Origin of the sequence: Anabaena sp. FACHB-1391 (assembly GCF_014696755.1) — a bacterium.
Classification (GTDB): Bacteria; Cyanobacteriota; Cyanobacteriia; order Cyanobacteriales; family Nostocaceae; genus Dolichospermum; species Dolichospermum planctonicum.
In genome coordinates, this window is record NZ_JACJQS010000027.1 from 11,728 (window position 1) to 37,336 (window position 25,609).

Consider the following 25,609-nt stretch of genomic DNA (forward strand, 5'->3'; position numbering starts at 1 on the left):
TTAAAGAACTTATTCAATTGGTATCAAGATTACCCGTTGTTTTTAGTTGTTACGGTTGACAACGGGTATGGATTAGTGATTAATCTCTTATCGAGACGCAACCTGTGGATCAGCCCAAATTTTAGCACTTTCACCAAAAGTTATCGGCTGATCTTCCTCTGCTGACATATCTACGGTTTTACCATCATTAGCCACTTGCACCAAAGGCCAATTTTCTTCCCCTAGTTCACCAGCACGAAATAAGACATTGTTAGGCTGCTTTTTACTCCAACCTAACAAGATGGCTATTTTTTCGTGGTCATCTTCTGATTGCACAGGATTAACTACATTAATATTATTTTGTTGACGATTCCAAATTACAGCCTGATCTGTAGCATCTGCTGTGTTGAAAACAGCCACAAATTTACGTGCTAGAAAGCGATCGCCTTTTTCAGACCAGCTAACAGGCACTAACACCCCAATTTTACCATCATTATCAGCTTCTTCAGACAAACTGGCCTCTTTATTTAATAGAGGATCAATCTCCTTATCGGTTGATGTCATCACCCGCAACCTCTTAGTTTGTCTATCTTCCATAAACAACACGCTCTTAACTCGGCTATTGTGCATTTCCGGCTTTACTTCCATTTGCACCCGGCTATAAATCGCATATTTGCCATCAGGAGAAACTACAGGTAGACTGCGATAATAACGGACACCAGAAAGACCTTTGCCACCAATCGCTTCCTGGGTTGACATAATCCATTGCCAAGGTATGGGATGGGGGCTACCTATAGGATCATTTTGTGTCATTTCTGACTCATTTTTCTCTTCAATTACAGGTATTTCGCCGGTTTCAGGTGGTTGGAATTTATTCTCCTCAGGTATAACCGTTGATGTTGCTGATGTTGCTAATACTTCTGATTCAGAACCCTGATTCTCTAGAGAATTAAATTCAGCTTCTTCCTTTCTGTTTTTTAATTTTTGACTTAAATTAACTTGATTAACAGATATTTGTTCTTGATATTCTACAACATCAACTGATGGTGCAGTTTCCTTAACAAGATTATTCTCGACTCGATGATTCTCTGTTTTTGCCTCGGTTATCACCTTATTGGTTGATAATGACTGTATTCCTTCCCCAATAGATATTTTTCCCGTCTGAGAATTGACTTGAGCAAATTGTAAATTTATTTTCCCATTGGCTTCAGATTTGTCGTTTTCTAAATTGGTATTTGCTACTTGGGATTGTTTAGCTAAAGTAGCGTGAAGAGACATTCCTACAAAGGGTGAAATTACTATACTAATAGCAATGTACTTGATATATGGTTTAACACGGAACCATCCTAACACCAAAAGTGATTTAAGCATGATGAGACTCTCTAGAGGCAGTTGCTAAGTGCGGGCAGTATTTATACAGTAATGGTAAAAGCTATAACTATATATATCAATAAAGCAAAAGCTTTTACAGGATAATTTAGGCAAATGTTACAAGGCTTTACAAAAGTTTTAGTGTCACTATTAACCTCTCATAATTTTTACATAATATACATAAGGACAAGGACGTTATTAAAATTAACAGTAAATTACATCTGTTAATAAATACGGTCATTGCTGTCACTTCCAGTAACATCCATATTCAACTTAACTTGAATATAGAGATTTTTACAGTGATCATCATTAAGTTTTGATTTGACTAAATGGTATTCAAAATAACCTTAGTTCAAACTAGTCTAAAATAGCTTGTTTTGTATATAGCTTGCTGTAATAGTCAAACCTTTATACAAATAAAATTCATCTATTTTTGGCAAATTTAAACCAACTGATGCACAATCAAAAATAAACAAGAACACTAAATACACATACCCAAATTCACAAATTTATAATTTATACTTACACTGTTAAATGCTAGAATTAAGCAAACACAGTTTATTTGCAACTTGGGTAATTACTTAACAATTTTGATTTAGTAGAGAAATGGCCAATTCAAAAACTGAGTGAGATACACAAAACCTATCAATAGTAGATGCAATTAGCGATAACTTCTCTTTGAGACGCTTTGCGTTAGTGCAGCCTGTAAGATTTAGAAAACGCTCCGCGTAGCTTGCTTTCCCTCCATAGCCAAGATAGTGGTTAGCATCACTTAACTAATTGACTTGACATCATAGTTGATTTCGGCCATTTTCACTAGACTAATAGTAGACACTATACCATGAAACCCTTAAAATTCATATCCTGCCACCAAAAATTCTGTAATCAAATTCGCCAGAACAGATAATTCCATTGATATTTAGATTTTGCGGTTGTCAGCGACGGGGAACACACCTAATATTGATTAATGACTTATGACTCGTGATTAATAATTAATAACTAATGAAAGTAGTATTTTTTGGCACTCCTGATTTTGCAGTTCCCACCTTGGAAAAACTCTTAGGAAATAGTGATTTTCAGGTATTAGCCGTTGTCACTCAACCGGATAAACGTCGAGAACGTGGGAATAAATTAACACCTTCACCTGTGAAAACTTACGCTACAGATCATCATATTCCAGTTTGGCAACCTGAGAGGGTGAAAAAAGATGTGGAAACCTTAACACAACTCAAACAAATGGAAGCTGATGTATTTGTAGTTATTGCTTATGGTCAAATTCTGTCTAAGAAGATATTAGATATGCCAAAGCTAGGTTGCATTAATGTACATGGTTCAATTTTACCTCAATATCGGGGGGCTGCACCAATTCAATGGAGTTTATATAACGGAGAAAAAGAAACGGGAATTACAACTATTTTAATGGATAAGGGGATGGATACAGGGGATATGCTTCTAAAAGCTACTACAGAGATTGAATTACTAGACAATGCTCAGATTTTAGGGGAAAAGTTGGCTATTATTGGTGCAGGTTTACTAATAGAAACCCTGTATAAACTGGAACGTCAGGAAATTCAACCTATTCCCCAAGATCATGACTGTGCTACTTACGCATCTTTGATTCAAAAGCCTGATTATAATTTGGACTGGGGACGAAGTGCTATCCAATTACACAATCAAATTCGCGGCTTTTATCCTCATTGTACTACTGTTTTTCGTAACCAACCATTTAAAATCACTGCTAGTATTCCCCTAGATATTCCGTATATTGAAGAATTACCAGAGCAGTTACGAGAAAAAATACATAAAATCTCTAACTCAATGGTATCAGGGAAAGAAGGAGAAGTAGTTAATATTATTAAAGGAGTAGGGGCAATTATCCAAACTGGTGAGGGTTTATTGCTATTGCGAGAAGTACAATTAATGGGTAAACGGCCTCAGTCAGGATGGGATTTTGTCAATGGAACTCGGCTGACAGTGGGTGAGGTAATGGGTAATGGGTAATGGGTAATGGGTAATGGGTAATGGGTAATGGGTAATGGACTAATAACTTTCGTAGAAACGGCAGGACTTACAGGGTCCTGCTGGGTTAACTGCACAACGAATAATTTCCGAAAGAGCATTATAGTTACAAGTAGCATCACCAATAACCCAACGTCCCTCTACTAAAGTTTTTTCTTCTGGTCTTTGGGCTGTTTGTACGTAAATAGCGATATTATATAAAATATAGCGTCCACCTTGAAGCTGATACCTATGAAGACGCTCTAAGACTGCATAGGTTTTACCTTCAAAATCTAAATAGTTTCCTGGTTGAGGTGTCCAATCAAGCTGTAATTTACCAAGAGATTGACGCGGATGTGTTAAAATTACCTCTGTGGGTAAGGAATTTAGCTCCATAATATGTTATCTGGTATACTTGTTGAGCTTATGATCACTAATTAGGATGTTTTTGCTATAACTTAGATTTTGTATAAATAAGATTAAGCGTATTTTGTCAAATTGTATAATATATAAAATATAATTTACATATAACTTTATATTATTTAATATTTATTAAATCATAACTTGATAAGTATCTGAACAATTAGTATAGATGATTAATTATAGGTACTGTAGATAACTTCTAGGAAAATCACGATTAGTTTACATATCTTTACAAATCGGCATTTATGGGAGAGGGTGATTTAGGTAAAGACTTGATGTCTATGTTGCTGATTATGACTGAATCAGAGGGATATTGGTAGATAAATTGTCCAAAGTGTCTATTACATTGTTTAAAGTTATGTAGCCTTTTGCTTACAAGCTATCAAGCCCTGGGGTAAACTATGCCTTGATTATGATTTTGTCATTCTAGAAGAACACCCAAGAGGAGAAGTTTTTCAATGTCTCATACCGTAAAAATCTACGACACCTGCATTGGCTGTACACAATGCGTCCGCGCTTGCCCCACTGACGTGCTAGAAATGGTTCCTTGGGACGGCTGTAAAGCTGCTCAAGTGGCTGCGTCTCCCCGCACTGAAGACTGTGTAGGTTGTAAGCGGTGTGAAACTGCTTGCCCCACCGACTTTTTGAGTATTCGCGTTTATTTAGGCGCTGAAACAACTCGCAGTATGGGCTTGGCTTACTAAGAATTTCAAATTTCTAAAATTTCTAAATTCTTGGTAGTTTAGTGCTGGGGAGTGAGAAGAGGAGAAATATTGAGATTCTTCTCTCATTCCTCAGCATTTTTGTTGTTACTTGTTAGTTGGTTTTCAATTACCAATTACCCATTACCCATTACCCATTACCAATTACCCATTACCCATTACCCATTACCCATTACCCATTACTAATTTGCTTTTATTTGCTAAAGTGGCTGAAGTATCCCAGCAACTATACTTAAAATTTAATCATCCTGTAATTGGAGTTGTTTAAGCAATGTGTGGAATAGTCGGATATATAGGCACCCAGGCAGCGACAAATATTTTACTGACTGGTCTGGAGAAGTTAGAATATCGGGGTTACGACTCGGCAGGAATTGCCACTATTTTGGAAGGTGACGTGCATTGTGTGCGGGCTAAGGGTAAATTACTCAACTTGCGCTCTAAACTGGAACAAATGGAAAATCCTGCCCAAATTGGTATTGGTCACACCCGTTGGGCAACTCATGGTAAACCAGAAGAGTACAATGCTCATCCTCATTTAGATACGGCTCTGCGGGTAGCGGTAGTGCAAAATGGCATTATTGAGAATTATCGAGAGTTACGGGAACAATTAAAGGCTTTAGGTCACACATTCCGTTCGGAAACAGATACAGAGGTAATTCCTCATTTGATTGCTGAATGTTTAAAGCATTCTTCTAAAACTCAAGTTTCCGCTTCTGTGTTTTTAGACGCGGTTAGGGAAGCTGTAAGTAAGTTAGAGGGAGCTTATGCGATCGCTGTTATTTCTGCTGACTACCCTGATGAAATGATTGTAGTTCGTCAACAAGCGCCTTTAGTCATTGGTTTTGGCCAAGGTGAGTTTTTCTGTGCTTCAGATACGCCGGCAATTGTTCCCTATACCCGCGCTGTATTGACCCTAGAAAACGGCGAAATCGCTCGTTTAACTCCTTTGGGGGTGGAGGTCTATAACTTCGCTGGACACCGCTTGAAAAAGCATCCTCGCACCCTGAACTGGAATCCTATTATGATAGAAAAGCAGGGATTCAAACATTTTATGCTCAAGGAAATCTATGAGCAACCGGGGGTAGTACGGGATTGTTTGGAGGCTTATTTTTCTACGGAAGAGAGCGTAAATAGTGATCAATCACCAGTAAATTTCGGTTTAAGTAGCGAATTTTACGCAGATATAGAACAGATTCAAATTGTCGCCTGTGGTACAAGTTGGCACGCAGCATTAGTGGGTAAATACTTATTAGAACAATTGGCGGGAATTCCCACTCAGGTACAATATGCTTCTGAATTTAGGTATGCACCATCACCGCTAACGCCTAATACTCTAACTATTGGCGTAACTCAGTCGGGAGAAACTGCTGATACTTTGGCGGCTTTGTCTATGGAGAAGGAAAGAAGACAGGGTAAAGAGGCTAAGTATCAAGCGCGACTTTTAGGAATCACGAATCGCCCGGAAAGTAGTTTGGGTAATATGGTTACAAATATTATCAATACTCATGGAGGAATTGAAATTGGTGTGGCCGCGACGAAAACTTTTGTAGCGCAATTGATGGCTTTTTATGCTTTGGCGCTAGATTTGGCTTATCGTCGTCATGAGATTAATTCTGTTAGATTTGAGGAAATTCTCACTGGTTTACGGGAATTACCGGGGGAAATTGAAGCGATTTTAGAAACTCAAGAACGTTATATTGAGCATTTAGTACATGATTTTGCAGAAACGCAAGATTTTATCTTTATTGGGAGAGGAATTAATTTTCCCATTGCTTTAGAAGGAGCTTTGAAATTAAAGGAAATTAGCTATATTCACGCGGAGGGTTATCCTGCGGGGGAAATGAAACATGGACCAATTGCGTTATTAGATGCTAAAGTTCCTGTAGTAGCGATCGCTGTTCCTGGTAATGTATATGAAAAGGTGATTTCTAATGCTCAAGAAGCAAAGGCTAGAGATTCCCGTTTAATTGGGGTAACATCTGTTAAAGATAGTGAAGCGGGGGAGATATTTAATGATTTAATTCCGGTTGCGGAAGTAGAGGAAATTCTGTCACCAATTCTCACAGTTATACCGTTGCAATTATTAGCTTATCATATTGCGGCGCGGCGGGGTTTGGATGTAGATCAGCCGAGGAACTTAGCGAAGTCAGTAACAGTTGAATAACTGATATTTTCTATATTTGGTAAATAATTAGGTGGGTATTTTCCACCTAATAAAATTGTATCTTTGTTGAGTTATTTTTGATTTGTGAGCAACCAGTTATGTAACCCAAACTCCGCCCTGAAAAAATTAGCATTTGTAGCCATTTAGCACAAGCAAGGCTTTTATCTGATAATTTTGGATTTGTGATTAAACCTAAACGAAACCCAACATCACCCACCGACATATTATAATTACTCATTCTTTATAACCGCCAATATTTGTAGGTTGGGTTGAGGAATGAAACCCAACATCACCCACCAACATATTATCAGGACTTACGCAACTGGCACATTGGTAGGGTGCTTTACTACTGCATAAATCCTGATTAAGAGATGCTTTTGGTTATGTAATGCAGAAACATCCATTTATTATAGATGCTACTGTTATTTTACCTGATCATCTCCACTGTATTTGGACATTACCAGAAAATGATCATGATTTTTCTACCCGTTGGCGTTTAATTAAAAGTTATTTTAGTCATAAATGTGAAACTATTTCACCAGAAAATATATCTGCATCTAGAAAAAATAAAAAACAACGGGCTATATGGCAATATCGGTTTTGGGAACATTTAATTAGAGATGAAATTGATTTTCAAAATTACGTTGAATATATTCATTAATTTCTATTTACTCAAGTAGTTGAATTTTATATTTTTATTGTTCTGGAATGGTATTTTCTTCTTCATATTGAGCTATTGCTTGTTCAATTATTTCAACGAATGGAACGATAGCGTTTAGCTAGTTCTCGCAAATCTCTTTGAAAACGAGGAGTAATAGCAATTTCAATTGATAGTGGTTCATTATTCTGCATCTATTCCTTCCCACATTTGTGAAAGAGGTATAGTTTGTCCACTTAATGCTTCCTTTATTCCCTGATGAATACCTTCAATGACAATTTCTGTGGGTGTTTCTTCAAGAGATGAATTTTTCTTTAATTGGAAAATAGATTTTTGAATAAGTTGCAATGTATAAGTTTCCACAGAAAGACCTTGTTGTTTTGCTTCCTGTATTAAATACTGTTCTAATTCTGGTGGTAAGCTGAGGGTTAGTGTCATAAGTCTATTGTGGGTAACTTTATATATTGTAAACCTGCAAAAACAAAAAATTAACCCCAAAATACCAATAAGCGTTGTTGGGTTTTCTCAACCCAACCGACGACTTATAATTGATCGGATAACCTGCACACCTACATTTAGGCATGAACCTGTGACCGAAACTGGAAAATACAAAGATACCGTCAACTTACCCAAGACTAACTTCGATATGCGGGCAAACGCCATTAAGCGCGAACCCGAAATCCAAAAATTCTGGGCAGAAAACAACATTTATTCTCAACTGGCTGAAAACAACCCCGGTGAATTATTTATACTGCACGATGGTCCTCCCTATGCTAACGGTCAATTACATATTGGTCATGCTTTAAATAAGATTCTCAAAGATATTATTAACCGCTACCAATTGCTAAAAGGTCGTAAGATTCGTTACGTTCCTGGCTGGGATTGTCACGGGTTGCCCATTGAGTTGAAAGTTCTGCAAAATATGAAACAGGCAGAACGCCAAAATCTCACTCCTTTGCAATTGCGTCAAAAAGCGAAACAGTTCGCACTAAAAACCGTAGATGAGCAACGAGAAAGTTTTAAACGCTATGGGATTTGGGGTGATTGGGAAAATCCTTATTTAACTCTACAGCCAGAATACGAAGCCGCGCAAATTGGCGTTTTTGGGGAAATGTTCCTCAAAGGTTATATTTATCGCGGTCTCAAGCCTGTACACTGGAGTCCTAGTTCTAAAACCGCTTTAGCAGAAGCTGAGTTAGAATATCCTGAAGGTCACGTTTCTCGCAGTATTTACGCCGCGTTTCCGGTGGTGAAGGTTACAGAACTATTAAAATCAGTTTTAGAGCCGTTCCTGCCTGATTTGGGCGTGGCTGTGTGGACTACTACCCCCTGGACTATCCCCGGTAATTTGGCTGTGGCTGTAAATGGTGCGTTGGAGTATGGGGTTGTGGAGATTTCACACCCAAACGCAGAGGCGCGGAAAGAGTGCAAATATCTGATTGTTGCGGCTGATTTGGTAGCAGATTTAGCTACTAAGTTGAATATGCAGTTAACGGTAAAAGCCAAATTTGTCGGCAAGGATTTGGAAGGTACTATTTATCGTCATCCTCTTTTTGACCGTGAAAGTCCGGTGGTTGTTGGTGGTGATTATATCACTACTGAGTCGGGGACTGGGTTGGTACATACTGCTCCTGGTCATGGTCAAGAAGATTACATCGTTGGTCAGCGTTACGGGTTGCCGATTCTTGCTCCTGTTGATGATAGTGGTAATTTTACGGATGAAGCTGGTAAGTTTTCTGGCTTAAATGTTTTGGGCGAAGGCAATCAAGCGATTATTGACGCTTTGCATGAGGTTGGTTCTCTGTTGAAGGAGGAAGCATATCCTCACAAGTATCCTTATGACTGGAGAACGAAAAAACCGACGATTTTCCGGGCTACTGAACAATGGTTTGCTTCTGTGTCAGGATTTAGGGATGAGGCTTTAACGGCTATTTCCTCGGTACGCTGGATTCCTCCCCAAGGTGAAAACCGCATTACGCCGATGATAGCAGAAAGATCGGATTGGTGTATTTCTCGTCAACGTTCTTGGGGTGTGCCGATTCCGGTGTTTTATGATGAAGCAACTGGGGAAATTTTGCTGAATGCGGACACGATTAATCATGTTCAAGCTATCATCGCTGCCAGGGGTTCTGATGCTTGGTGGGAGTTGTCTGTGGAGGAGTTATTACCGGAACAATACCGCAATAACGGCAAGACTTACCGCCGGGGTACTGATACAATGGATGTCTGGTTTGATTCTGGTTCTTCCTGGGCAGCGGTGGCGAAGCAAAGACCGGAGTTGTGTTATCCTGTGGATATGTATTTGGAAGGTTCTGACCAACATCGCGGTTGGTTTCAATCTTCTTTGTTGACTAGTGTAGCGGTTAATGGTATTGCACCCTATAAAACTGTTTTAACTCATGGTTTCGTCTTGGATGAACATGGACGGAAAATGAGTAAGTCTGTGGGAAATGTGGTAGACCCTCAATTAATGATTTTGGGTGGAAAAGACCAGAAAAAAGAACCCGCTTATGGCGCTGATGTTTTGCGGTTGTGGGTTTCTTCGGTAGATTATTCTGGTGATGTCCGTTTGGGTGGTAATATCATCAAGCAATTAGCTGATGTAAGGAATAAAATCCGCAATACGGCACGGTTTTTATTGGGTAGTTTGCATGATTTTGATCCTCAGAAGGATGCTGTAGCCTTTGATGATTTACCAGATTTGGATAAATATATGCTGCATCGCATTCGTGAGGTGTTTAATGAGGTGACGGAAGCTTTTGATAGTTTCCAATTTTTCCGCTTTTTTCAAACTGTGCAGAATTTCTGTGTTGTAGATTTGTCAAATTTCTATTTAGACATTGCGAAAGATAGATTATATATCAGTTCTGCTGATGCTTTCCGTCGTCGTAGTTGTCAAACAGTTTTGCAAATTGCTTTGGAAAATTTAGCTAAAGCGATCGCTCCCGTTTTGTGTCATACTGCGGAGGATATCTGGCAATTTATTCCCTACGAAACACAATATAAATCAGTTTTTCAAGCTGGTTGGATTAAGGTGAATGATGAGTGGGATCATCCCGAATTAGCGGAATTTTGGAAAACATTGCGACGCATTCGCAGTGATGTTAATAAGGTATTGGAACAAGCGCGGGTAGAAAAGTTAATTGGTTCTTCTTTAGAAGCTATTGCTTTGATTTATTTCAGTGATGAAAAATTACGCGCTGCTATTGAACCTTTGAATGTTAGCGGTAATGGCATTGATGAATTACGGTATTTATTCCTCACTTCTGAAGTGCAATTATTAGATACACCTGACACATTAAAAGGATTAAAAACTTTGCGAGTTCAAGGTGAGGATAATTGGGATATTGGGGTAGTCAATGCCGCAGAACAAGACCATAATGGTAAATTATATCAGAAATGCGATCGCTGTTGGAATTATTCGCCCCATGTTGGTGAATCAGCAGAACATCCTTTACTCTGTGAACGGTGTATTCCTGCTTTAGCTGGAGAGTTTTAGAACCATAATATCTCCGACTTCTACTAAAAAGAAGTCGGGGATCTGAATCATCTTACCATTTTTAATGATCATGAACACACAATTATCTGTAGATTTAGAAATATTACCAATGGTATTACAAATGCTACCCAATATGGTCATGACAGATGATCAGTTTTTTGATTTCTGTCAGTTAAATCGTCATTTTAGAATCGAACGTAATCAAATTGGAGATTTATTCATTATGTCTCCTACAGATTCAGAAACAGGTCAACGCAATTTTAATTTAATTGGTGAATTAGGTATTTGGACAAAACAAGATGGTACAGGAGTAGGGTTTGGTTCTAGTGGTGGTTTTACCCTACCTAATGGTGCAGTCCGTTCTCCCGACGCAGCATGGATAAAACGGACAAAATGGGAAATAATACCCGCAGACAAAAGAAAGAAATTCGCGCCTATTTGTCCCGAATTTGTAGTAGAATTGCGTTCAGAAAATGATAGTTTATCTACATTAAAAGAAAAAATGCAAGAATATATAGACAATGGCACACAATTAGCTTGGTTAATTGATAGAAAACAACGCCAAGTATTTATTTATCGGCCTAATTGTGGAGTTGAAGAATTAGATAATCCGCAAACATTAACTGGTGAGGATATTTTGCCGGGATTTGTGTTAGATTTAAGTGAGATTTGGTGATAAATAAATTAAATTAAATAAATTAAATTAAATAAATTAAATAAATTAAATTAAATAAAAGTATGAATTTGTCTCACCCATAGCCGCAGAGATCACAGAGTAGGATGAATTTATACTTATGTCACTTTGTAAAAATAAAACTTTGTAAAAATAAATTTTATTCAGCAAACCCTATATATATTACGTATTATTTCGCCATATTATTCTCAAGTCGAATTATAGTCTAGAATACAAATATATCAGCAACATTCTCAAAGATATACAGTTAAATTCGGTTCTGAATTAAATAATATTAGCTATTTAAGGAATTTCAGAAGATGCTGGAAATTAAACGCAATCAAGAAAATAGCCAAACTATCCCAGAAGCTTTAGTATTACCCTTTAATTCCGTGGGAATTGCAGATATTCCCTTGGTAGGTGGTAAAAACGCCTCTTTGGGGGAAATGATTCAACAATTAAATTCCAAAGGGGTGAAAGTTCCCCATGGTTTTGCGACTACTGCTGGTGCTTATAGATATTTTATAACTGCGGCTGGTTTAGAGGTAAAATTAAGGAAGATTTTTGCACATTTAGATGTCGAAGATATGGATAATCTGCGGGAATGTGGAAAAAAAGCCAGATCATTGATGTTAGAAACTCCATTTCCGCTAGAATTACAAGAAGCGATCGCTAATTCCTATCAAAGTTTATGTGCAGAATATGGTATTAATACTGATGTAGCTGTACGTTCTAGTGCCACAGCCGAAGACTTACCAGATGCGAGTTTTGCGGGACAACAAGAAACTTACCTGAATGTTCATGGACTGCAAGGAGTATTAGAATCTTGTCATAAATGTTTTGCTTCTATTTTTACAGATAGGGCGATTTCCTACCGACAAATTAAAGGTTTTGATCATTTTGAAGTGGCTTTATCTGTCGGTGTCCAAAAAATGGTACGTTCTGATTTAGCATCTTCTGGAGTAATGTTCTCTATTGATACGGAAACAGGTTTTCAAGATGCAGCTTTAATTACCGCTGCTTATGGTTTGGGTGAAACTATTGTTCAAGGCGCTGTTAATCCCGATGAATACTTAGTATTTAAACCCACTTTAAAACAGGGTTATAAGCCCATCCTCCAAAAGCGTTTGGGAACAAAAGAAATTAAAATGATTTATGACATAGGCGGGTCAAAATTAACTAAAAATGTTCGTGTTCCTGAAATTGAACGGCATCAATTTGCCCTCAATGATCAAGAAATATTACAATTAGCTGACTGGGCTTGTATCATTGAAGATCATTATTCCCAAATTCGGGGAATAACCACACCAATGGATATTGAATGGGCAAAAGATGGGGTAACTGGTGAATTATTTATCGTCCAAGCTAGACCAGAAACAGTTCAATCTCAAAAATCAAAAACCGTTCTCAAAACTTATCAACTCCAAGAAAAAAGTCAAGTTTTATTAACAGGTCGTAGTGTGGGCGAAATGATCGGTCAAGGTAAAGCTAGAATCATACTTGATGTCCATCAAATTAACCTTTTCCAAGCCGGAGAAGTGCTAGTTACCAATCGCACAGACCCGGACTGGGAACCAATCATGAAAAAAGCCAGTGCTATTGTCACTAACTCTGGAGGCAGAACCTGTCATGCAGCAATTATTGCTAGAGAAATGGGCATTCCTGCTATCGTTGGTTGCGGAAATGGAACTACAATTTTAGAAACTGGACAAGAGATTACTGTTAGTTGTGCAGAAGGGGAAACAGGTCAAGTTTACTCAGGTTTATTAAAGTTTGACATCCAAGAATTAACTTTAGATAATTTACCCCGTACCCGCACTAAAATTATGATGAATGTGGGTAATCCTGAAGAAGCCCTGGGTTTGACAGCAATTCCTAATGATGGTGTTGGTTTAGCGAGAATGGAATTTATTATTGCTAACCATATTAAAGCCCACCCTTTAGCATTATTACATTTTGACAAATTAGAAGACGAACTTGCCAAATATAAAATTAGCGAATTAACGGCACAATATGAAAACAAAGCCGAATTTTTTATTACTAAATTAGCCCAAGGTATCGGTACAATTGCAGCAGCATTTTATCCTAAACCTGTAATTGTGAGATTGTCTGATTTCAAAAGTAATGAATATGCCAATCTTTTAGGAGGTAGACAATTTGAACCCAAAGAAGAAAATCCGATGATTGGTTGGCGTGGTGCTTCTCGTTATTATGATCCTCGTTATCGTGAAGGTTTTGCCTTAGAATGTCAGGCCATGAAACGGGTAAGAAATGAAATGGGTTTAACCAATATGATTTTGATGGTTCCCTTTTGTCGTACTCCCGAAGAAGGAAAACAGGTATTAGCAGAAATGGCAAAAAATGGCTTAGTTAAAGGTGAAAATGCCTTAGAAGTTTACGTCATGTGCGAATTACCCAGTAACGTTTTATTAGCTGATGAATTCAGCCAAGTATTTGATGGTTTCTCCATTGGTTCTAATGACTTAACCCAATTAACATTAGGATTAGATCGAGATTCTGAATTAGTTGCACATTTATTTGATGAACGCAATGAAGCTGTAAAACGAATAATTGCTAAAGCCATAACTACAGTTAAACAAAATGGCCGCAAAATCGGTATTTGTGGACAAGCGCCCAGTGATTATCCAGAATTTGCTCGTTTCCTCGTTGCACAAGGTATAGATTCTATTAGTCTAAATCCTGATTCTGTGATCAAAACAATGTTAGAAATTGCCAAAGCAGAAAAAGGGGGATAGGTAATGGGTAATAGGTAATGGGTAATGGGTAATGGGTAATGGGTAATAGTTTTACAACTAACAACTTACCACTGACAACTAACCAATATGCAAACAACAAATCTAGATTTAGACTTATCTAATCCCTGTATTTTGCTTACCACATTACAGGAACTTCGTCAATCTATTAGTGAAGAAGGAACAGAAATATTTCAACAATGGAAAAAGCAAATTCACCGTCAATCTTTCATTAAAAGTAGCCTCAATTTGGCCTATTATCTAGCACTGAGAAGACACGATTTAAGAGAACTACAAGCGGCCTTAATGCCTTGGGGTTTATCCTCTTTAGGGAGGATAGAAGCTAAGGTTTTACCGACTTTAGATGCTGTCATTGCCACCTTACAGGCAGTTTGTCGCCCAGAACAAGACTCAACAATTATACATCCTGCTTTGGAATTATTTTTTGAAGGCGATCGCTTGCTGCAACAAAATACTGAAGATTTATTTGGTAACACTCTCGATAAGCGTCGCGTCCGAATTATGGTGACGTTACCAAATGAAGCCGCGACTAATTATGAATTTATAGAAAATATAATTCGTCAAGGCACAAACTGTGTTAGAATAAATTGCGCTCATGATACATCTGTTGAATGGTTAGCAATGATTAATCATGTCAAACAAGCAGAATTAGAATTAGGATCTGTCTGTAAAATTCTCATGGACTTGAGTGGTCCCAAAGCCCGAATTAAATCTGCTCTTACCCCCAGCCCCAAACAGCGGATATTTAAAGGTGAATCTCTCCTCCTGGGCCAGGATTTACCAACTGCAATTAATTCTCAATATTTTCAAGTTAGTTGTACAATGCCAGAGGTATTAAAAGAACTCAAAGTTGGCACAATAGTTTGGATTGATGATGGACGTATTGGCGCTTATGTAGAGTCAATTACACCCCAGGGTGTATGGTTAAAAATCACCCATGCGCGGCTTAAAGGTGAAAAGATATTACCAGAAAAAGGCATCAATTTTCCTGAGACTGATTTGCATTTGAGTTCCCTGACGGCAAAAGATAAGCAGGATTTAGACTTTATTGCTAGTCATGCGGCTCAAGTTGATATTATCGGCTATTCCTATGTGCAAACTGCTGAAGATATTCAGCTTTTACAACAGGAATTAACAGCAAGATTACCAGAAAATTCTCCCATACCTGCCATAGTTGCTAAAATAGAAACACCCCTAGCTGTTAGCAATCTTCCAGAATTAATTATTCAAGCCGCAGGTAAACAACCCTTTGGAATTATGATTGCTAGGGGAGATTTAGCTATTGAGATTGGTTATCAACGTCTAGCGGAAATTCAAGAGGAAATATTATGGTTATGCGAAGCTGCCCATATACCCGTAATTTGGGCAACCCAAGTATTAGAAAATCTCGTCAAACATGGAATGCCTTCACGGGCAGAAATTACTGATGCGGCCATGTCAGAACGAGCAGAATGTGTTATGCTGAACAAAGGTGCTTATATTGTTGAAGCTGTGGGTATTTTAGATGATGTCCTCACCAGAATGCAAGCCCACCAAGTTAAGAAAACACCCCAGTTAAGAGCTTTACATTCGTGGTAGTTGGTATGAAAAAAATTCAACATAAATCTTCCTTTCTGCCGATGTCTTCACAAAACTATATATAGTAATTGTGAATACTCACCATGGGAAATATTTATAAAATTAAAACTTTATATATCAAGTTTTCACGTTACAATCTAAGGAGGAAGTTTATAATCGAATTATATCTCCATAATATCTCTAGTACCAACTCGTGCCAGATTTGACGTTCTATTTTGATAGAAATAAATCCTCTAATTCTCCAAAACCAAAGTATTGGGTTTATTCCTATCAAATTGATTAGCTACTAATTATTAGAGTTTTATTAGAGTTTTATTAGAGTTTTATCGGTATTAAACTAGTGACCACACCATCTACCCATGATATCAAACCAATGGATTCATTAAATAACGGTTTTCACCAGCAATTTATTAACTTACCTAGTTTAGGTCAAATCATTGATTATTCTCCTTTAACTATTAGTTCCGATAGTTGTGTTATGGATGCGATTAACTTAATAAATCAATCACCAAATTATCAAGTTAATAACCCACTTAAAACAGCAAACGACTATGTTTTAGTAGTAAATCAAAACGAGTTGCAAGGAATATTTACCATTAAAGATGTATTGAGAGTAATTGCCTTAAATATCAACTTATTAGGGGTAAAAATAGCTGAAGTGATGACTCAGCCACTAATTACTTTAAAAGCATCAGCATCTGAGCAGATTTTAACAGCATTCACCCTTTTAGAGCAGTATTGTATTCAGCATTTACCAATAGTAGATAATGCAGGGAAATTAATAGGTATCATCACAGAGAAGAACTTATTACAAGCCTTAAATATAGAAAAAATAGTTGGTATAATGCAAGCATTGCGTGAAAATTTTGCAGAATCAACGACAGAACACAACCCAGTTAATCAACAAATAGAAGTAATCCGTGGGGAACTTTCTAATGCTTTGCAAGCATGGGCAGAAAAACAAATTGCTGATCATCCAAAAGTTAATGAAGAACTTCAAGAAACCTTAGAAGAATTGCAAATTGCGGAAGAGGAACTGCGTCAACAAAATGAACAACTAATCCTGGATCGGGAAATTACCGAAGCAGAAAGACTGCGTTATCAAAATTTATTTGAATTTGCACCCAATGGTTATTTTGTAACTGATAGTTTAGGTGTGATTCAAGAAGCTAATCAAGCTGCATCATTCTTATTATCTGTCCCTCAAAAGGCACTTATTGGTAAGCCATTAGTGGTGTATATTGCTGACAAATGCCCTTTTGATTTTGTATCCAGGTTAGGGAAATTGCAGAATTTACAGGAATGGGAAATGTATTTATGTCCTCGTGAAGGTTCACCTTTTCCTAGCAAAGTCAGAGTTAATCCTTTGTATGATCATCTAAATAAAAGCATTCGTTTTCTCTGGTCAATATCTGATGTTAGTGAACAGCACGCTGCACTTCATGAACGGGAAAAATTAGAAGCTGCACTACGTCAAAATAGTGACCTTTTAGAAATCAAAGTAGCGGAACGCACGGCAGAGTTAATAATTGCTAATGAGCGGTTACAACAGGAAATTATTGAACGGGAAAATATTCAACAGTCATTAAAAGAAAGTGAAGAACGACTTAGTTTAGCAATGGCAGCGGGGAATACAGCGATATGGGATTGGCATATCCAAAAGAATGAGGTTTTTTGGTCTCCAAATATGGGTTTAATGTGTGGTCTATCTGGTCATGCCTTGTCTCCTATAGACGCAGAATTTCTCAATTTAATATACAGTGAAGATCGTGAGCATTTTCGTCATTGTGTGCATAAGACTTTTGAGAAAAGAGTTGATTTGTCCTGTGAATATCGGGTGATATCTAGTGATAGTAGTCTCAGGTGGTTGGGTACTAGGGCTAAACTCCACTATGATGAAAATGGTCAGCCGCTACGAATGATTGGCACAACTAGAGACATTACCGACCGCAAGGAAACAGAACGGAAAATATCTGAACAAGCTGCCCTTTTAGATATCGCTACTGATGGAATTTTAGTGCGAGACTTAAAATCTCAAATCATCTTTTGGAATCAGGGAGCAGAAAGGATGTATGGTTGGCAAAGTCAGGAAGTTTTAGTGAGAAATACCCAGGATATTTTCTATAAATCCAATGATAATGAACAAGAAATAGCAGCCCTGAAAACTGTATTTAAATCTGGAAGCTGGGAGGGTGAATTATACAAAAAAACAAAATCAGGGGAGGAAATTATTGTTCAAAGTCGCTGGACATTAATGTTAGATACTGATGGACAACCCAAATCTATTCTGACAGTAGATACTGATATTACAGAAAAGAAACGACTACAACAGCAGTATTTCCGCGCTCAGAGATTGGAAAGTATAGGTATTTTAGCTGGTGGTATTGCTCACGATATCAATAATATCTTAACTCCGATTTTAGGATCTGCTCAATTACTTAAAGCTAGATTTTATCAAGACAATAATCGTGTTTTACAAATGCTGACAATCATTGAAAATAATGCTAAACAAGGAGCGGCTTTAGTCAAACAACTGTTATCCTTTGCTAGAGGATTTGAAGGTAAATATACGATTTTACAAGTTAATGATTTGATTAATGATACTATACAGTTTGCCAAACAAACAGTTTCCAAATCTATCAAATTTTCTACCTATCTTTCTCCCAAACTATATCCAGTTTATGGGGATAAAACCCAACTGCATCAAGTAGTAATGAACTTAGTAGTTAATGCTGCTGATGCTATGCCCAATGGTGGACATCTCTCTATTTCTGCGCAAAATTTATATATTGATGAGGAGATCCAGCAAATCAATTGTCATGCTAAAGGTGGGAATTATATTGTTATTACTGTTACGGATACGGGTATAGGAATGTCACCGGAAATATTAGAAAGAATATTTGAGCCATTTTTTACTACTAAAGACTTTGGTAAAGGAACAGGATTAGGACTATCAACAGTGCAAGGAATTATTAAAAGCCACAAGGGGTTTATTAATGTTGATAGTAAAGTTGGAAAAGGTAGCAAATTTCAGGTATTTTTACCATCAATAAACCAGGAAATTTCACTTTTAAAATCCGATGATCATAAAATGTATCAAGGACGGGGAGAGTTGATTTTATTGGTAGATGATGAAGCCCAAATTATTGAAGTTACAAAAACCATTTTAGAGAACTACAATTATCAAATTATCACTGCTAGAAATGGCAAAGAAGCTATTGATATATATACCCAAAATCAGGACAAAATCAAACTAGTATTAATGGATATAATGATGCCAGAAATGGATGGAAATGCCGCCATTTGCAAATTAAAAGAAATTAATCCCCAAGTGCAAATAATTGCTTGTAGTGGACGCAATATAGAACCAGATAATGAAGCTCAAGTTGCCGCGATTTTATTAAAACCCTATAGCAATCAAGAATTACTGGAAAAATTAAATCTTGTCCTCTGTTTGTAGTCAGGGCTAAAGCCTTGGTGAGTGTTACCATAGTGTCTTGAACACAGGAGTAAAGTCGTGATTGAATGAATATTTGAATGAATATTTGGATATTTTGGACAGATTTTTGAGATTACACAACTTATGCTCATACAATTGACTGATTTCTGAGACTTTTACCCTTTTCTGGCAAATCTATGACACCTCAAGAATTTTTAGAAAATTTGGCAACAGCAGCAACAGACACCGAAAAACTGATAGTTTTTGCACAATACCTTGATACAACCGCGCTAGACAATGCCACAACCCCAAGGTGGAGAAGTATTGGTTACAGTAACGAAATTCAAATGGCACTTAAAAATGTGGCTTTTCATTTAGAAGCACTTGCGGAAGCAGGAAAATAGCATTTTCAATAAAAATCTTGTGGTGTGGGCATCTTGCCCGCTCCAGTTGATTGTGTTATTGAGAGATTAAATTAAACTACTTAGACTTCTTCACCAATATAAATCCCTAAACATTGAGCGGTTCGGATTAAATCACCGTGAGGATCAACAAGGGAGGGATTATGATTGATAACATCTTCAATGGGGAAAGTTACAACTTTTCCATTTTGCCAAGCTAACATTCTGTCGTACTGTTCTTGAGCAATTAAATCAACCGCAACTTTACCAAACATAGTAGCTGTGAGTCTGTCTAAAGCTGAGGGAATACCACCGCGCTGAATATGTCCTAACACAGAAACCCTAGTATCAATTAAATAATTACTACCATTAGCGATTTTTTCGGCAATGTATTGACCTTTACCACATTTATCAATCATACAACTAGCAGCACCATCTGTATCTTCCGCAGAAACAGATACACCCTCAGATACGACAATAATAGCAAATTTCCTGTACCAGCCATCGCTTTGGCCGTCACGGCCATGGCGTAATTCCCCTAAATGATTGCATATACCCTGAATACTATAGGGAACTTCGGGAATTAAAATCACATCAGCACCGCCAGCAATTCCTGAGTATAATGCTAAATGTCCCGCTGTCCGTCCCATAACTTCGATAATCATGACTCGGTCATGACTAGCGGCAGTGAATGTAAGCCGATTAATAGCATCAACAATGGTATTAACTGCGGTATCAAAGCCAATGGAACGTTCTGTAAAAGCGACATCATTGTCAATAGTTTTAGGAATAGCGACTAAATGCCAATTACCTAAAACTGCTAATTGGTGAATAATATTTAAACTACCATCTCCACCAATAGCAATTAAAGCATCTAAAGCGATCGCTTCATAACCTGATAATATTTCATCAGCATGGGCTAAGGTATCTCCTTGATTAATAGTACCTAAAATTGTTCCCCCCATGTTGAGCAGCGGGTCAATACCGTGCAAATTCCAACTGTGGATACTTAAAGGGACAGTTTTCCGCTCTAGCAGTCCTTGAGTCGCGTAGGGAATACCCACCACTTCCCAATCATAAGTCTGTATTGCGTGACTGACAACGGCGCGAATCACACAATTTAACCCTGGACAGTCACCACCACTAGTAAGAATACCAATACGTTTTTTCATTATTTATTAGCTATTACCTATTACCTATTACCTATTACCTATTACCTATTACCTAACTTTTTGTATAAACTCCACCCGAATCTGGATTATAAGTTTGTAAAGCCTTCATATATTGAGCGCGTTCAAAAGCACTAGGATGAGGACAATTTAACTGGCTCATACTACCTTGCATTTGTTGTACAGATTCATATTCGTGTATTTCCATCCATTCACGCAGGTCTTTTTCTAAACACTGTATATAAGTAATTTTTCTCCGCAATAATACAGAGCAAAGCATAGTAATATTTGCGCCTACCATCAGCATTTTAATTACATCCTGAGCATTATGAATACCACTAGTTGCAGCAAGACTACCGTGAATATGTCCATAGAGAATGGCTATCCAGCGCAGAGGTAAACGCATGGCTTGGGGGGTACTTAATAATACATTAGGTTCAACCTCTAGAATTTCTAAATTAATATCTGGTTGATAAAAGCGATTAAATAATACTAAACCATCAGCACCGGCAAGATCTAAACGTTTGGCCATATTTGCCATATTAGTGAAATAGGGACTGAGTTTAACAGCTACAGGAATGGTAACTGCGGCTTTCACCGATGTGAGAATATCAATATAATTCTGTTCAATTTCTGCACTTATTAAATCTGGGTCTGTAGGAACATCATAAATATTTAATTCTAGTGCTGATACCCCCGCTTCTTCCATGAGTTTACCATATTTAGTCCAACCACCAACAGAACAACCATTAAGACTGCCAATAATGGGAATATCTACTGTTTCCTTAGCTTTCTGAATATGATCTAAATATTCTTCAGGTCCTACCCGAAAATTAGTTATATCGGGGAAATAGGTTAAAGCTTCGGGAAAACTTTCTGTACCATAACTGAGATGATGATGAAGTTGGGATTTTTCTAAAGTTAATTGTTCTTCAAATAACGAGTGCATAACCACAGCACCCGCACCCGCATCTTCCATACTTTTAATATTATCAATTTCCCGTGAAAGTGGAGAAGCGGAAGGAACTAAAGGTGATTTTAATTCTAAGCCTAAATATGTGGTAGTTAAATTCATAATTTTAATAATTTGGGTTAATAATTTGGGTTAATAATTTGGGTTAATAATTTGGGTTAATAATTTGGGTTAATAATTTGGTAATTTAATGATTTTCTTCCTTTTCCTGAGTTCTGATTTAGGTTTCTTGCAATTTTCCTGCGGCTAAATATTGATACATTTGCCACCGATTGTTAACATCAACTTGTGCTGATTTTAAAAGTTGTTTTGCTGTTTCTGGATTAATTTTCGTCAACATTTGAAAACGATTTTCCATATACATGGAATTTTCTATTGGTATCTTAGGAGTGCGGGAATCGAGTTGTAGAGGGTTTTTCCCCTGTTTAATGCGGTCGGGGTGATAACGATATAATAACCAGCGTCCAGAGTCCACAGCGGCTTTTTGATTTTGCATTGCTGTACTCATATTAATTCCGTGAGCAATACAATGACTATAGGCAATAATTAAGGATGGACCATTATAAGCTTCAGCTTCTAAAAAAGTTTTTAAAGTTTGTTCATCTTTTGCACCCATTGCTACACTAGCAACATAAACATTACCATAGGTCATAGCCATTAAACCCAAGTCTTTCTTAGTTGTTCTTTTACCACCTGCTGCAAATTTTGTAACTGCACCTTTAGGAGTAGATTTAGACATTTGACCTCCGGTATTAGAATAAACTTCTGTGTCTAATACCAAAATATTAACGTTGCGGCCACTAGCAATTACATGATCTAAACCACCATAACCAATATCATAAGCCCAACCGTCACCACCAATGATCCAAACGCTTTTTTTAACTAAATAATCAGCTAAGGATTTTAAATTTTGGATTTGGGATTTGAGATTGCTTTTGGTTATAGATTCGAGAAGTTGATCTAATTTTTGTTTGAGAAGAGAAATTCGTTCTCGTTGTTCATAAATATCTGCTTCATCTTTTTGTTCAGCATTGAGGATATCTGTTACTAAAGTTTCACCTATTTCTGGTGCAAATTGTTGAAGTAAATAGGCTGCAAATTCCCCTTGTTTATCTATAGAAATGCGGAAACCTAAGCCAAATTCGGCATTATCTTCAAATAAACTATTAGACCATGCAGGACCCCTACCTGCGGCGTTTTTTGTCCAAGGAGTGGTGGGTAAATTACCCCCATAGATAGATGAACAACCGGTGGCATTAGCGACGATCATGCGATCGCCAAATAATTGTGTTACTAATTTAATATAGGGTGTTTCTCCACATCCTGCACAAGCACCAGAAAACTCAAATAAAGGTTCTTGCATTTGTTGTTGATTAATATGATGCAACTGCAAATTTTTTCTATCTGGGTTAGGAATATTTAAGAAGAAATCCCAGTTTTCTCGCTCTTGTTCTCGCAATGGTCTTTGTGGTTCCATATTAATGGCTTTTCTGCGAGGTTCGGCCTTATTTTTTGCAGGACAAATATCAACACAAATACCGCAACCTGTACAATCTTCCGCTGCTACTTGAATGGTAAATTTTAAATTATGCCAATCATGTTCTTTCGCATTGGCACTTTTAAAAGTTTTTGGTGCATTTTCTAATACTTCTGCTGCATATACTTTAGCACGAATTACACTATGAGGACACACCATTACACATTTACCACATTGAATACAAACGTCACTATCCCAAACAGGAATTTCTGCCGCAATATTGCGTTTTTCCCATTTAGATGTTCCCGTGGGATATGTACCATCTATTGGTAATGCACTCACGGGTAAATCATCTCCTTGACGGGCTATGATTTTACCTAATACATTATGAACAAAATCTGCTGTAGGTTCGGGAATAGATGATAGTTCTGTTTTTGCTGCTTTGGCTATAATCTGATGAAGATTTTCCAGAGTTTGATCAACTGCTTTAATATTCAATTCGACAATTTCTTCAACTTTTTTACCGTAGGTTTTATGGATAGATTCCTTAATTTTAGCAATAGCTTCTGCCTTTGGTAAAATACCGGAAATAGCAAAGAAACAAACCTGCATAACTATGTTAATATGTCCACCTATTCCCGCTTCACGGGCGACTTTATAGGCATTAATCACATAAAAGTTGAGATTTTTATTAATTATCTCCTGCTGTATAGAAGCTGGTAATTTATCCCAAATTTTATCTTGATGATCAGGTGCATTTAATAAAAAAGTACCACCAGGAATTATCTCTTTTAAGATCGGGAATTTTTCTAAAAAGTCCCATTGATGACAAGCGATAAAATTGGCTTTCGTAATTAAATAATGAGAGCGAATTTTCTCAGAGCCAAAGCGCAAATGAGAAACCGTTACAGAACCAGATTTTTTAGAATCATAAACAAAATAACCTTGGCTATAATTATCAGTTTCTTCTCCAATAATTTTAATTGAATTTTTATTTGCACTCACTGTACCATCTGCACCCAAACCGTAGAAAATTGCCCTGACTATATTATCCGGTTCAATATTAAATTCTGGATTATATCCTAAACTAGTATGTGTAATATCATCATTAATTCCAATCGTAAAATGATTTTTTGGTATTTCAATATCTAAATTATCAAATACTGATTTTACCATCGTCGGTGTAAATTCTTTAGATGATAAACCATATCTACCACCAACAACTTTAATTTGATTAATTTGGTTTTCTGCTAACGCTGTCACCACATCTAAATATAAAGGTTCACCAATAGCACCCGGTTCTTTTGTTCTATCTAAAACCGCAATACTGCGGGTAGTTTTGGGCAGAGAATCAATAAATTTTTGGACATCAAAGGGACGATATAATCTCACTTTGATTACTCCAACTTTTTCCCCGTGTTGGTTAAGATAATCTACAGTCTCCTGGACGGTTTCACAACCAGAACCCATGAGAATAATGATTTTTTCTGCTGCTGAATGTCCATAATAATCAAATATTTTATATTCTCTTCCTGTCATTTCTAAAAATTCATCCATGACCCTTTGAGTTATATCTGAACAAGCTAAATAAAAAGAATTTACCGTTTCCCTGCTTTGAAAATAAACATCAGGGTTTTGTGCCGTTCCTCGTAATACCGGGTTATCAGGTGTTAAAGCTCGTAAACGATGGGCAATTACTAACTCTATGGGAATGAATTTCTCTAAGTCTTGAGTTGTTAATATTTCTATTTTATCTACTTCGTGAGAAGTGCGAAAACCATCAAAAAAATGTAAATAAGGTATCCGTGATTCTAAACTTGCGCGTGTAGAAATAAGGGCAAAATCATGGGCTTCTTGCACAGAAGCAGCGCACAACATAGCAAAACCGGTACTTCTTGCGGCCATGACATCACTATGATCTCCAAAAATTGAGAGCGCTTGCACTGCCAGCGATCGCGCCGCAATATGAAATACTGTAGGTGTAAGCTCTCCCGCAATTTTATACATATTTGGGAGCATTAACATCAATCCCTGGGAAGCTGTAAATGTGGTTGTCAGTGAACCCGTCTGTAAAGCACCGTGTACAGCACCAGCAACCCCCCCTTCACTCTGTAACTGCACCACTGAGGGAACAGTTCCCCAAATGTTCGGTTTTCCCTCATTCATCCAAGTATCAGACCATTCAGCCATAGGTGAAGATGGTGTAATAGGGTAAATAGCAATTACCTCGTTTAATTGATAAACAACCTGAGCAACAGCTTCATTACCGTCTATAGTGGCAAAAATTTTATTTTTCATATTTATATTATTT

17 protein-coding genes are annotated in these 25,609 nt (G+C 37.3%); 11 read left to right on the forward strand and 6 right to left on the reverse strand.

Annotated features, from left to right (window positions below; translation table 11 throughout):
- Nucleotides 1–87: 87 nt before the first annotated feature.
- Nucleotides 88–1,350 (reverse strand): hypothetical protein, encoded by a 1,263-nt coding sequence (locus H6F62_RS13575; protein WP_137908999.1) that lies wholly within the window; start codon nucleotides 1,348–1,350, stop codon nucleotides 88–90.
- A gap of 1,002 nt (nucleotides 1,351–2,352) precedes the next feature.
- Here H6F62_RS13575 and fmt point away from each other — a divergent pair.
- Nucleotides 2,353–3,351, forward strand: coding sequence for a methionyl-tRNA formyltransferase (gene fmt / locus H6F62_RS13580; protein WP_137909000.1), 999 nt, complete (start codon nucleotides 2,353–2,355; stop codon nucleotides 3,349–3,351).
- Between the two features lie 39 nt (nucleotides 3,352–3,390).
- Here the strand turns inward: fmt and H6F62_RS13585 are convergent, their stop codons facing one another.
- Nucleotides 3,391–3,744 carry a DUF6464 family protein gene (locus H6F62_RS13585; RefSeq protein WP_137909001.1) on the reverse strand — a complete coding sequence of 118 codons (354 nt, stop codon included), beginning with the start codon at nucleotides 3,742–3,744 and terminating at the stop codon, nucleotides 3,391–3,393.
- Between the two features lie 485 nt (nucleotides 3,745–4,229).
- Between H6F62_RS13585 and psaC the strand changes: the two genes are divergently transcribed.
- The 4 genes from psaC (at nucleotide 4,230) to H6F62_RS13605 (ending at nucleotide 7,318) form a co-directional block, all read left to right on the forward strand.
- Nucleotides 4,230–4,475, forward strand: a complete 246-nt coding sequence (psaC, locus tag H6F62_RS13590; RefSeq protein ID WP_015080270.1) for a photosystem I iron-sulfur center protein PsaC — start codon at nucleotides 4,230–4,232, stop codon at nucleotides 4,473–4,475.
- Nucleotides 4,476–4,584: 109 nt separating this feature from the next.
- Nucleotides 4,585–4,761 carry a hypothetical protein gene (locus tag H6F62_RS13595; protein WP_190372260.1) on the forward strand — a complete coding sequence of 59 codons (177 nt, stop codon included), beginning with the start codon at nucleotides 4,585–4,587 and terminating at the stop codon, nucleotides 4,759–4,761.
- Between the two features lie 3 nt (nucleotides 4,762–4,764).
- Entirely contained in the window at nucleotides 4,765–6,657 is a 1,893-nt protein-coding gene (glmS, locus tag H6F62_RS13600) for a glutamine--fructose-6-phosphate transaminase (isomerizing) (protein ID WP_190372261.1), read from the forward strand.
- 388 nt (nucleotides 6,658–7,045) lie between these two features.
- Entirely contained in the window at nucleotides 7,046–7,318 is a 273-nt protein-coding gene (locus H6F62_RS13605) for a transposase (protein WP_277878596.1), read from the forward strand.
- A gap of 180 nt (nucleotides 7,319–7,498) precedes the next feature.
- Here H6F62_RS13605 and H6F62_RS13615 read toward each other — a convergent pair whose 3' ends face one another.
- Nucleotides 7,499–7,753 carry a hypothetical protein gene (locus H6F62_RS13615; RefSeq protein ID WP_190372262.1) on the reverse strand — a complete coding sequence of 85 codons (255 nt, stop codon included), beginning with the start codon at nucleotides 7,751–7,753 and terminating at the stop codon, nucleotides 7,499–7,501.
- 151 nt (nucleotides 7,754–7,904) lie between these two features.
- On the opposite strand from H6F62_RS13615, the gene ileS reads away from it, so the two are divergent.
- The 6 genes from ileS (at nucleotide 7,905) to H6F62_RS13645 (ending at nucleotide 19,682) form a co-directional block, all read left to right on the forward strand.
- Nucleotides 7,905–10,814 (forward strand): isoleucine--tRNA ligase, encoded by a 2,910-nt coding sequence (gene ileS, locus H6F62_RS13620; RefSeq protein WP_190372263.1) that lies wholly within the window; start codon nucleotides 7,905–7,907, stop codon nucleotides 10,812–10,814.
- 70 nt (nucleotides 10,815–10,884) lie between these two features.
- Entirely contained in the window at nucleotides 10,885–11,490 is a 606-nt protein-coding gene (locus tag H6F62_RS13625) for a Uma2 family endonuclease (protein WP_137909006.1), read from the forward strand.
- Nucleotides 11,491–11,807: 317 nt separating this feature from the next.
- Nucleotides 11,808–14,243 (forward strand): phosphoenolpyruvate synthase, encoded by a 2,436-nt coding sequence (ppsA, locus tag H6F62_RS13630; RefSeq protein ID WP_190372264.1) that lies wholly within the window; start codon nucleotides 11,808–11,810, stop codon nucleotides 14,241–14,243.
- 87 nt (nucleotides 14,244–14,330) lie between these two features.
- Nucleotides 14,331–15,839, forward strand: a complete 1,509-nt coding sequence (locus H6F62_RS13635) for a pyruvate kinase (protein WP_190372265.1) — start codon at nucleotides 14,331–14,333, stop codon at nucleotides 15,837–15,839.
- A 340-nt stretch (nucleotides 15,840–16,179) separates the two neighbouring features.
- Nucleotides 16,180–19,299 (forward strand): PAS domain S-box protein, encoded by a 3,120-nt coding sequence (locus H6F62_RS13640; RefSeq protein ID WP_347238711.1) that lies wholly within the window; start codon nucleotides 16,180–16,182, stop codon nucleotides 19,297–19,299.
- A 176-nt stretch (nucleotides 19,300–19,475) separates the two neighbouring features.
- Nucleotides 19,476–19,682, forward strand: a complete 207-nt coding sequence (locus tag H6F62_RS13645) for a hypothetical protein (protein WP_028084306.1) — start codon at nucleotides 19,476–19,478, stop codon at nucleotides 19,680–19,682.
- A gap of 80 nt (nucleotides 19,683–19,762) precedes the next feature.
- Here H6F62_RS13645 and H6F62_RS13650 read toward each other — a convergent pair whose 3' ends face one another.
- From H6F62_RS13650 to nifJ, 3 genes are all read right to left on the reverse strand, one after another.
- Nucleotides 19,763–20,851, reverse strand: coding sequence for an ATP-dependent 6-phosphofructokinase (locus H6F62_RS13650; protein WP_190372266.1), 1,089 nt, complete (start codon nucleotides 20,849–20,851; stop codon nucleotides 19,763–19,765).
- A 52-nt stretch (nucleotides 20,852–20,903) separates the two neighbouring features.
- Entirely contained in the window at nucleotides 20,904–21,923 is a 1,020-nt protein-coding gene (locus H6F62_RS13655) for a dihydroorotate dehydrogenase-like protein (protein ID WP_190372267.1), read from the reverse strand.
- A 118-nt stretch (nucleotides 21,924–22,041) separates the two neighbouring features.
- Nucleotides 22,042–25,596 carry a pyruvate:ferredoxin (flavodoxin) oxidoreductase gene (gene nifJ, locus H6F62_RS13660; protein ID WP_190372268.1) on the reverse strand — a complete coding sequence of 1,185 codons (3,555 nt, stop codon included), beginning with the start codon at nucleotides 25,594–25,596 and terminating at the stop codon, nucleotides 22,042–22,044.
- Nucleotides 25,597–25,609: the final 13 nt, after the last annotated feature.

What these genes read in the sequence shown, in the direction of transcription:
- H6F62_RS13575 (WP_137908999.1), bottom strand. Translation starts at nt 1,350, where the DNA reads ATGCTTAAATCACTTTTGGTGTTAGGATGGTTCCGTGTTAAACCATAT.
- fmt (WP_137909000.1), top strand. Translation starts at nt 2,353, where the DNA reads ATGAAAGTAGTATTTTTTGGCACTCCTGATTTTGCAGTTCCCACCTTG.
- H6F62_RS13585 (WP_137909001.1), bottom strand. Translation starts at nt 3,744, where the DNA reads ATGGAGCTAAATTCCTTACCCACAGAGGTAATTTTAACACATCCGCGT.
- psaC (WP_015080270.1), top strand. Translation starts at nt 4,230, where the DNA reads ATGTCTCATACCGTAAAAATCTACGACACCTGCATTGGCTGTACACAA.
- glmS (WP_190372261.1), top strand. Translation starts at nt 4,765, where the DNA reads ATGTGTGGAATAGTCGGATATATAGGCACCCAGGCAGCGACAAATATT.
- H6F62_RS13605 (WP_277878596.1), top strand. Translation starts at nt 7,046, where the DNA reads ATGCAGAAACATCCATTTATTATAGATGCTACTGTTATTTTACCTGAT.
- H6F62_RS13615 (WP_190372262.1), bottom strand. Translation starts at nt 7,753, where the DNA reads ATGACACTAACCCTCAGCTTACCACCAGAATTAGAACAGTATTTAATA.
- H6F62_RS13625 (WP_137909006.1), top strand. Translation starts at nt 10,885, where the DNA reads ATGAACACACAATTATCTGTAGATTTAGAAATATTACCAATGGTATTA.
- ppsA (WP_190372264.1), top strand. Translation starts at nt 11,808, where the DNA reads ATGCTGGAAATTAAACGCAATCAAGAAAATAGCCAAACTATCCCAGAA.
- H6F62_RS13635 (WP_190372265.1), top strand. Translation starts at nt 14,331, where the DNA reads ATGCAAACAACAAATCTAGATTTAGACTTATCTAATCCCTGTATTTTG.
- H6F62_RS13645 (WP_028084306.1), top strand. Translation starts at nt 19,476, where the DNA reads ATGACACCTCAAGAATTTTTAGAAAATTTGGCAACAGCAGCAACAGAC.
- H6F62_RS13650 (WP_190372266.1), bottom strand. Translation starts at nt 20,851, where the DNA reads ATGAAAAAACGTATTGGTATTCTTACTAGTGGTGGTGACTGTCCAGGG.
- H6F62_RS13655 (WP_190372267.1), bottom strand. Translation starts at nt 21,923, where the DNA reads ATGAATTTAACTACCACATATTTAGGCTTAGAATTAAAATCACCTTTA.
- nifJ (WP_190372268.1), bottom strand. Translation starts at nt 25,596, where the DNA reads ATGAAAAATAAAATTTTTGCCACTATAGACGGTAATGAAGCTGTTGCT.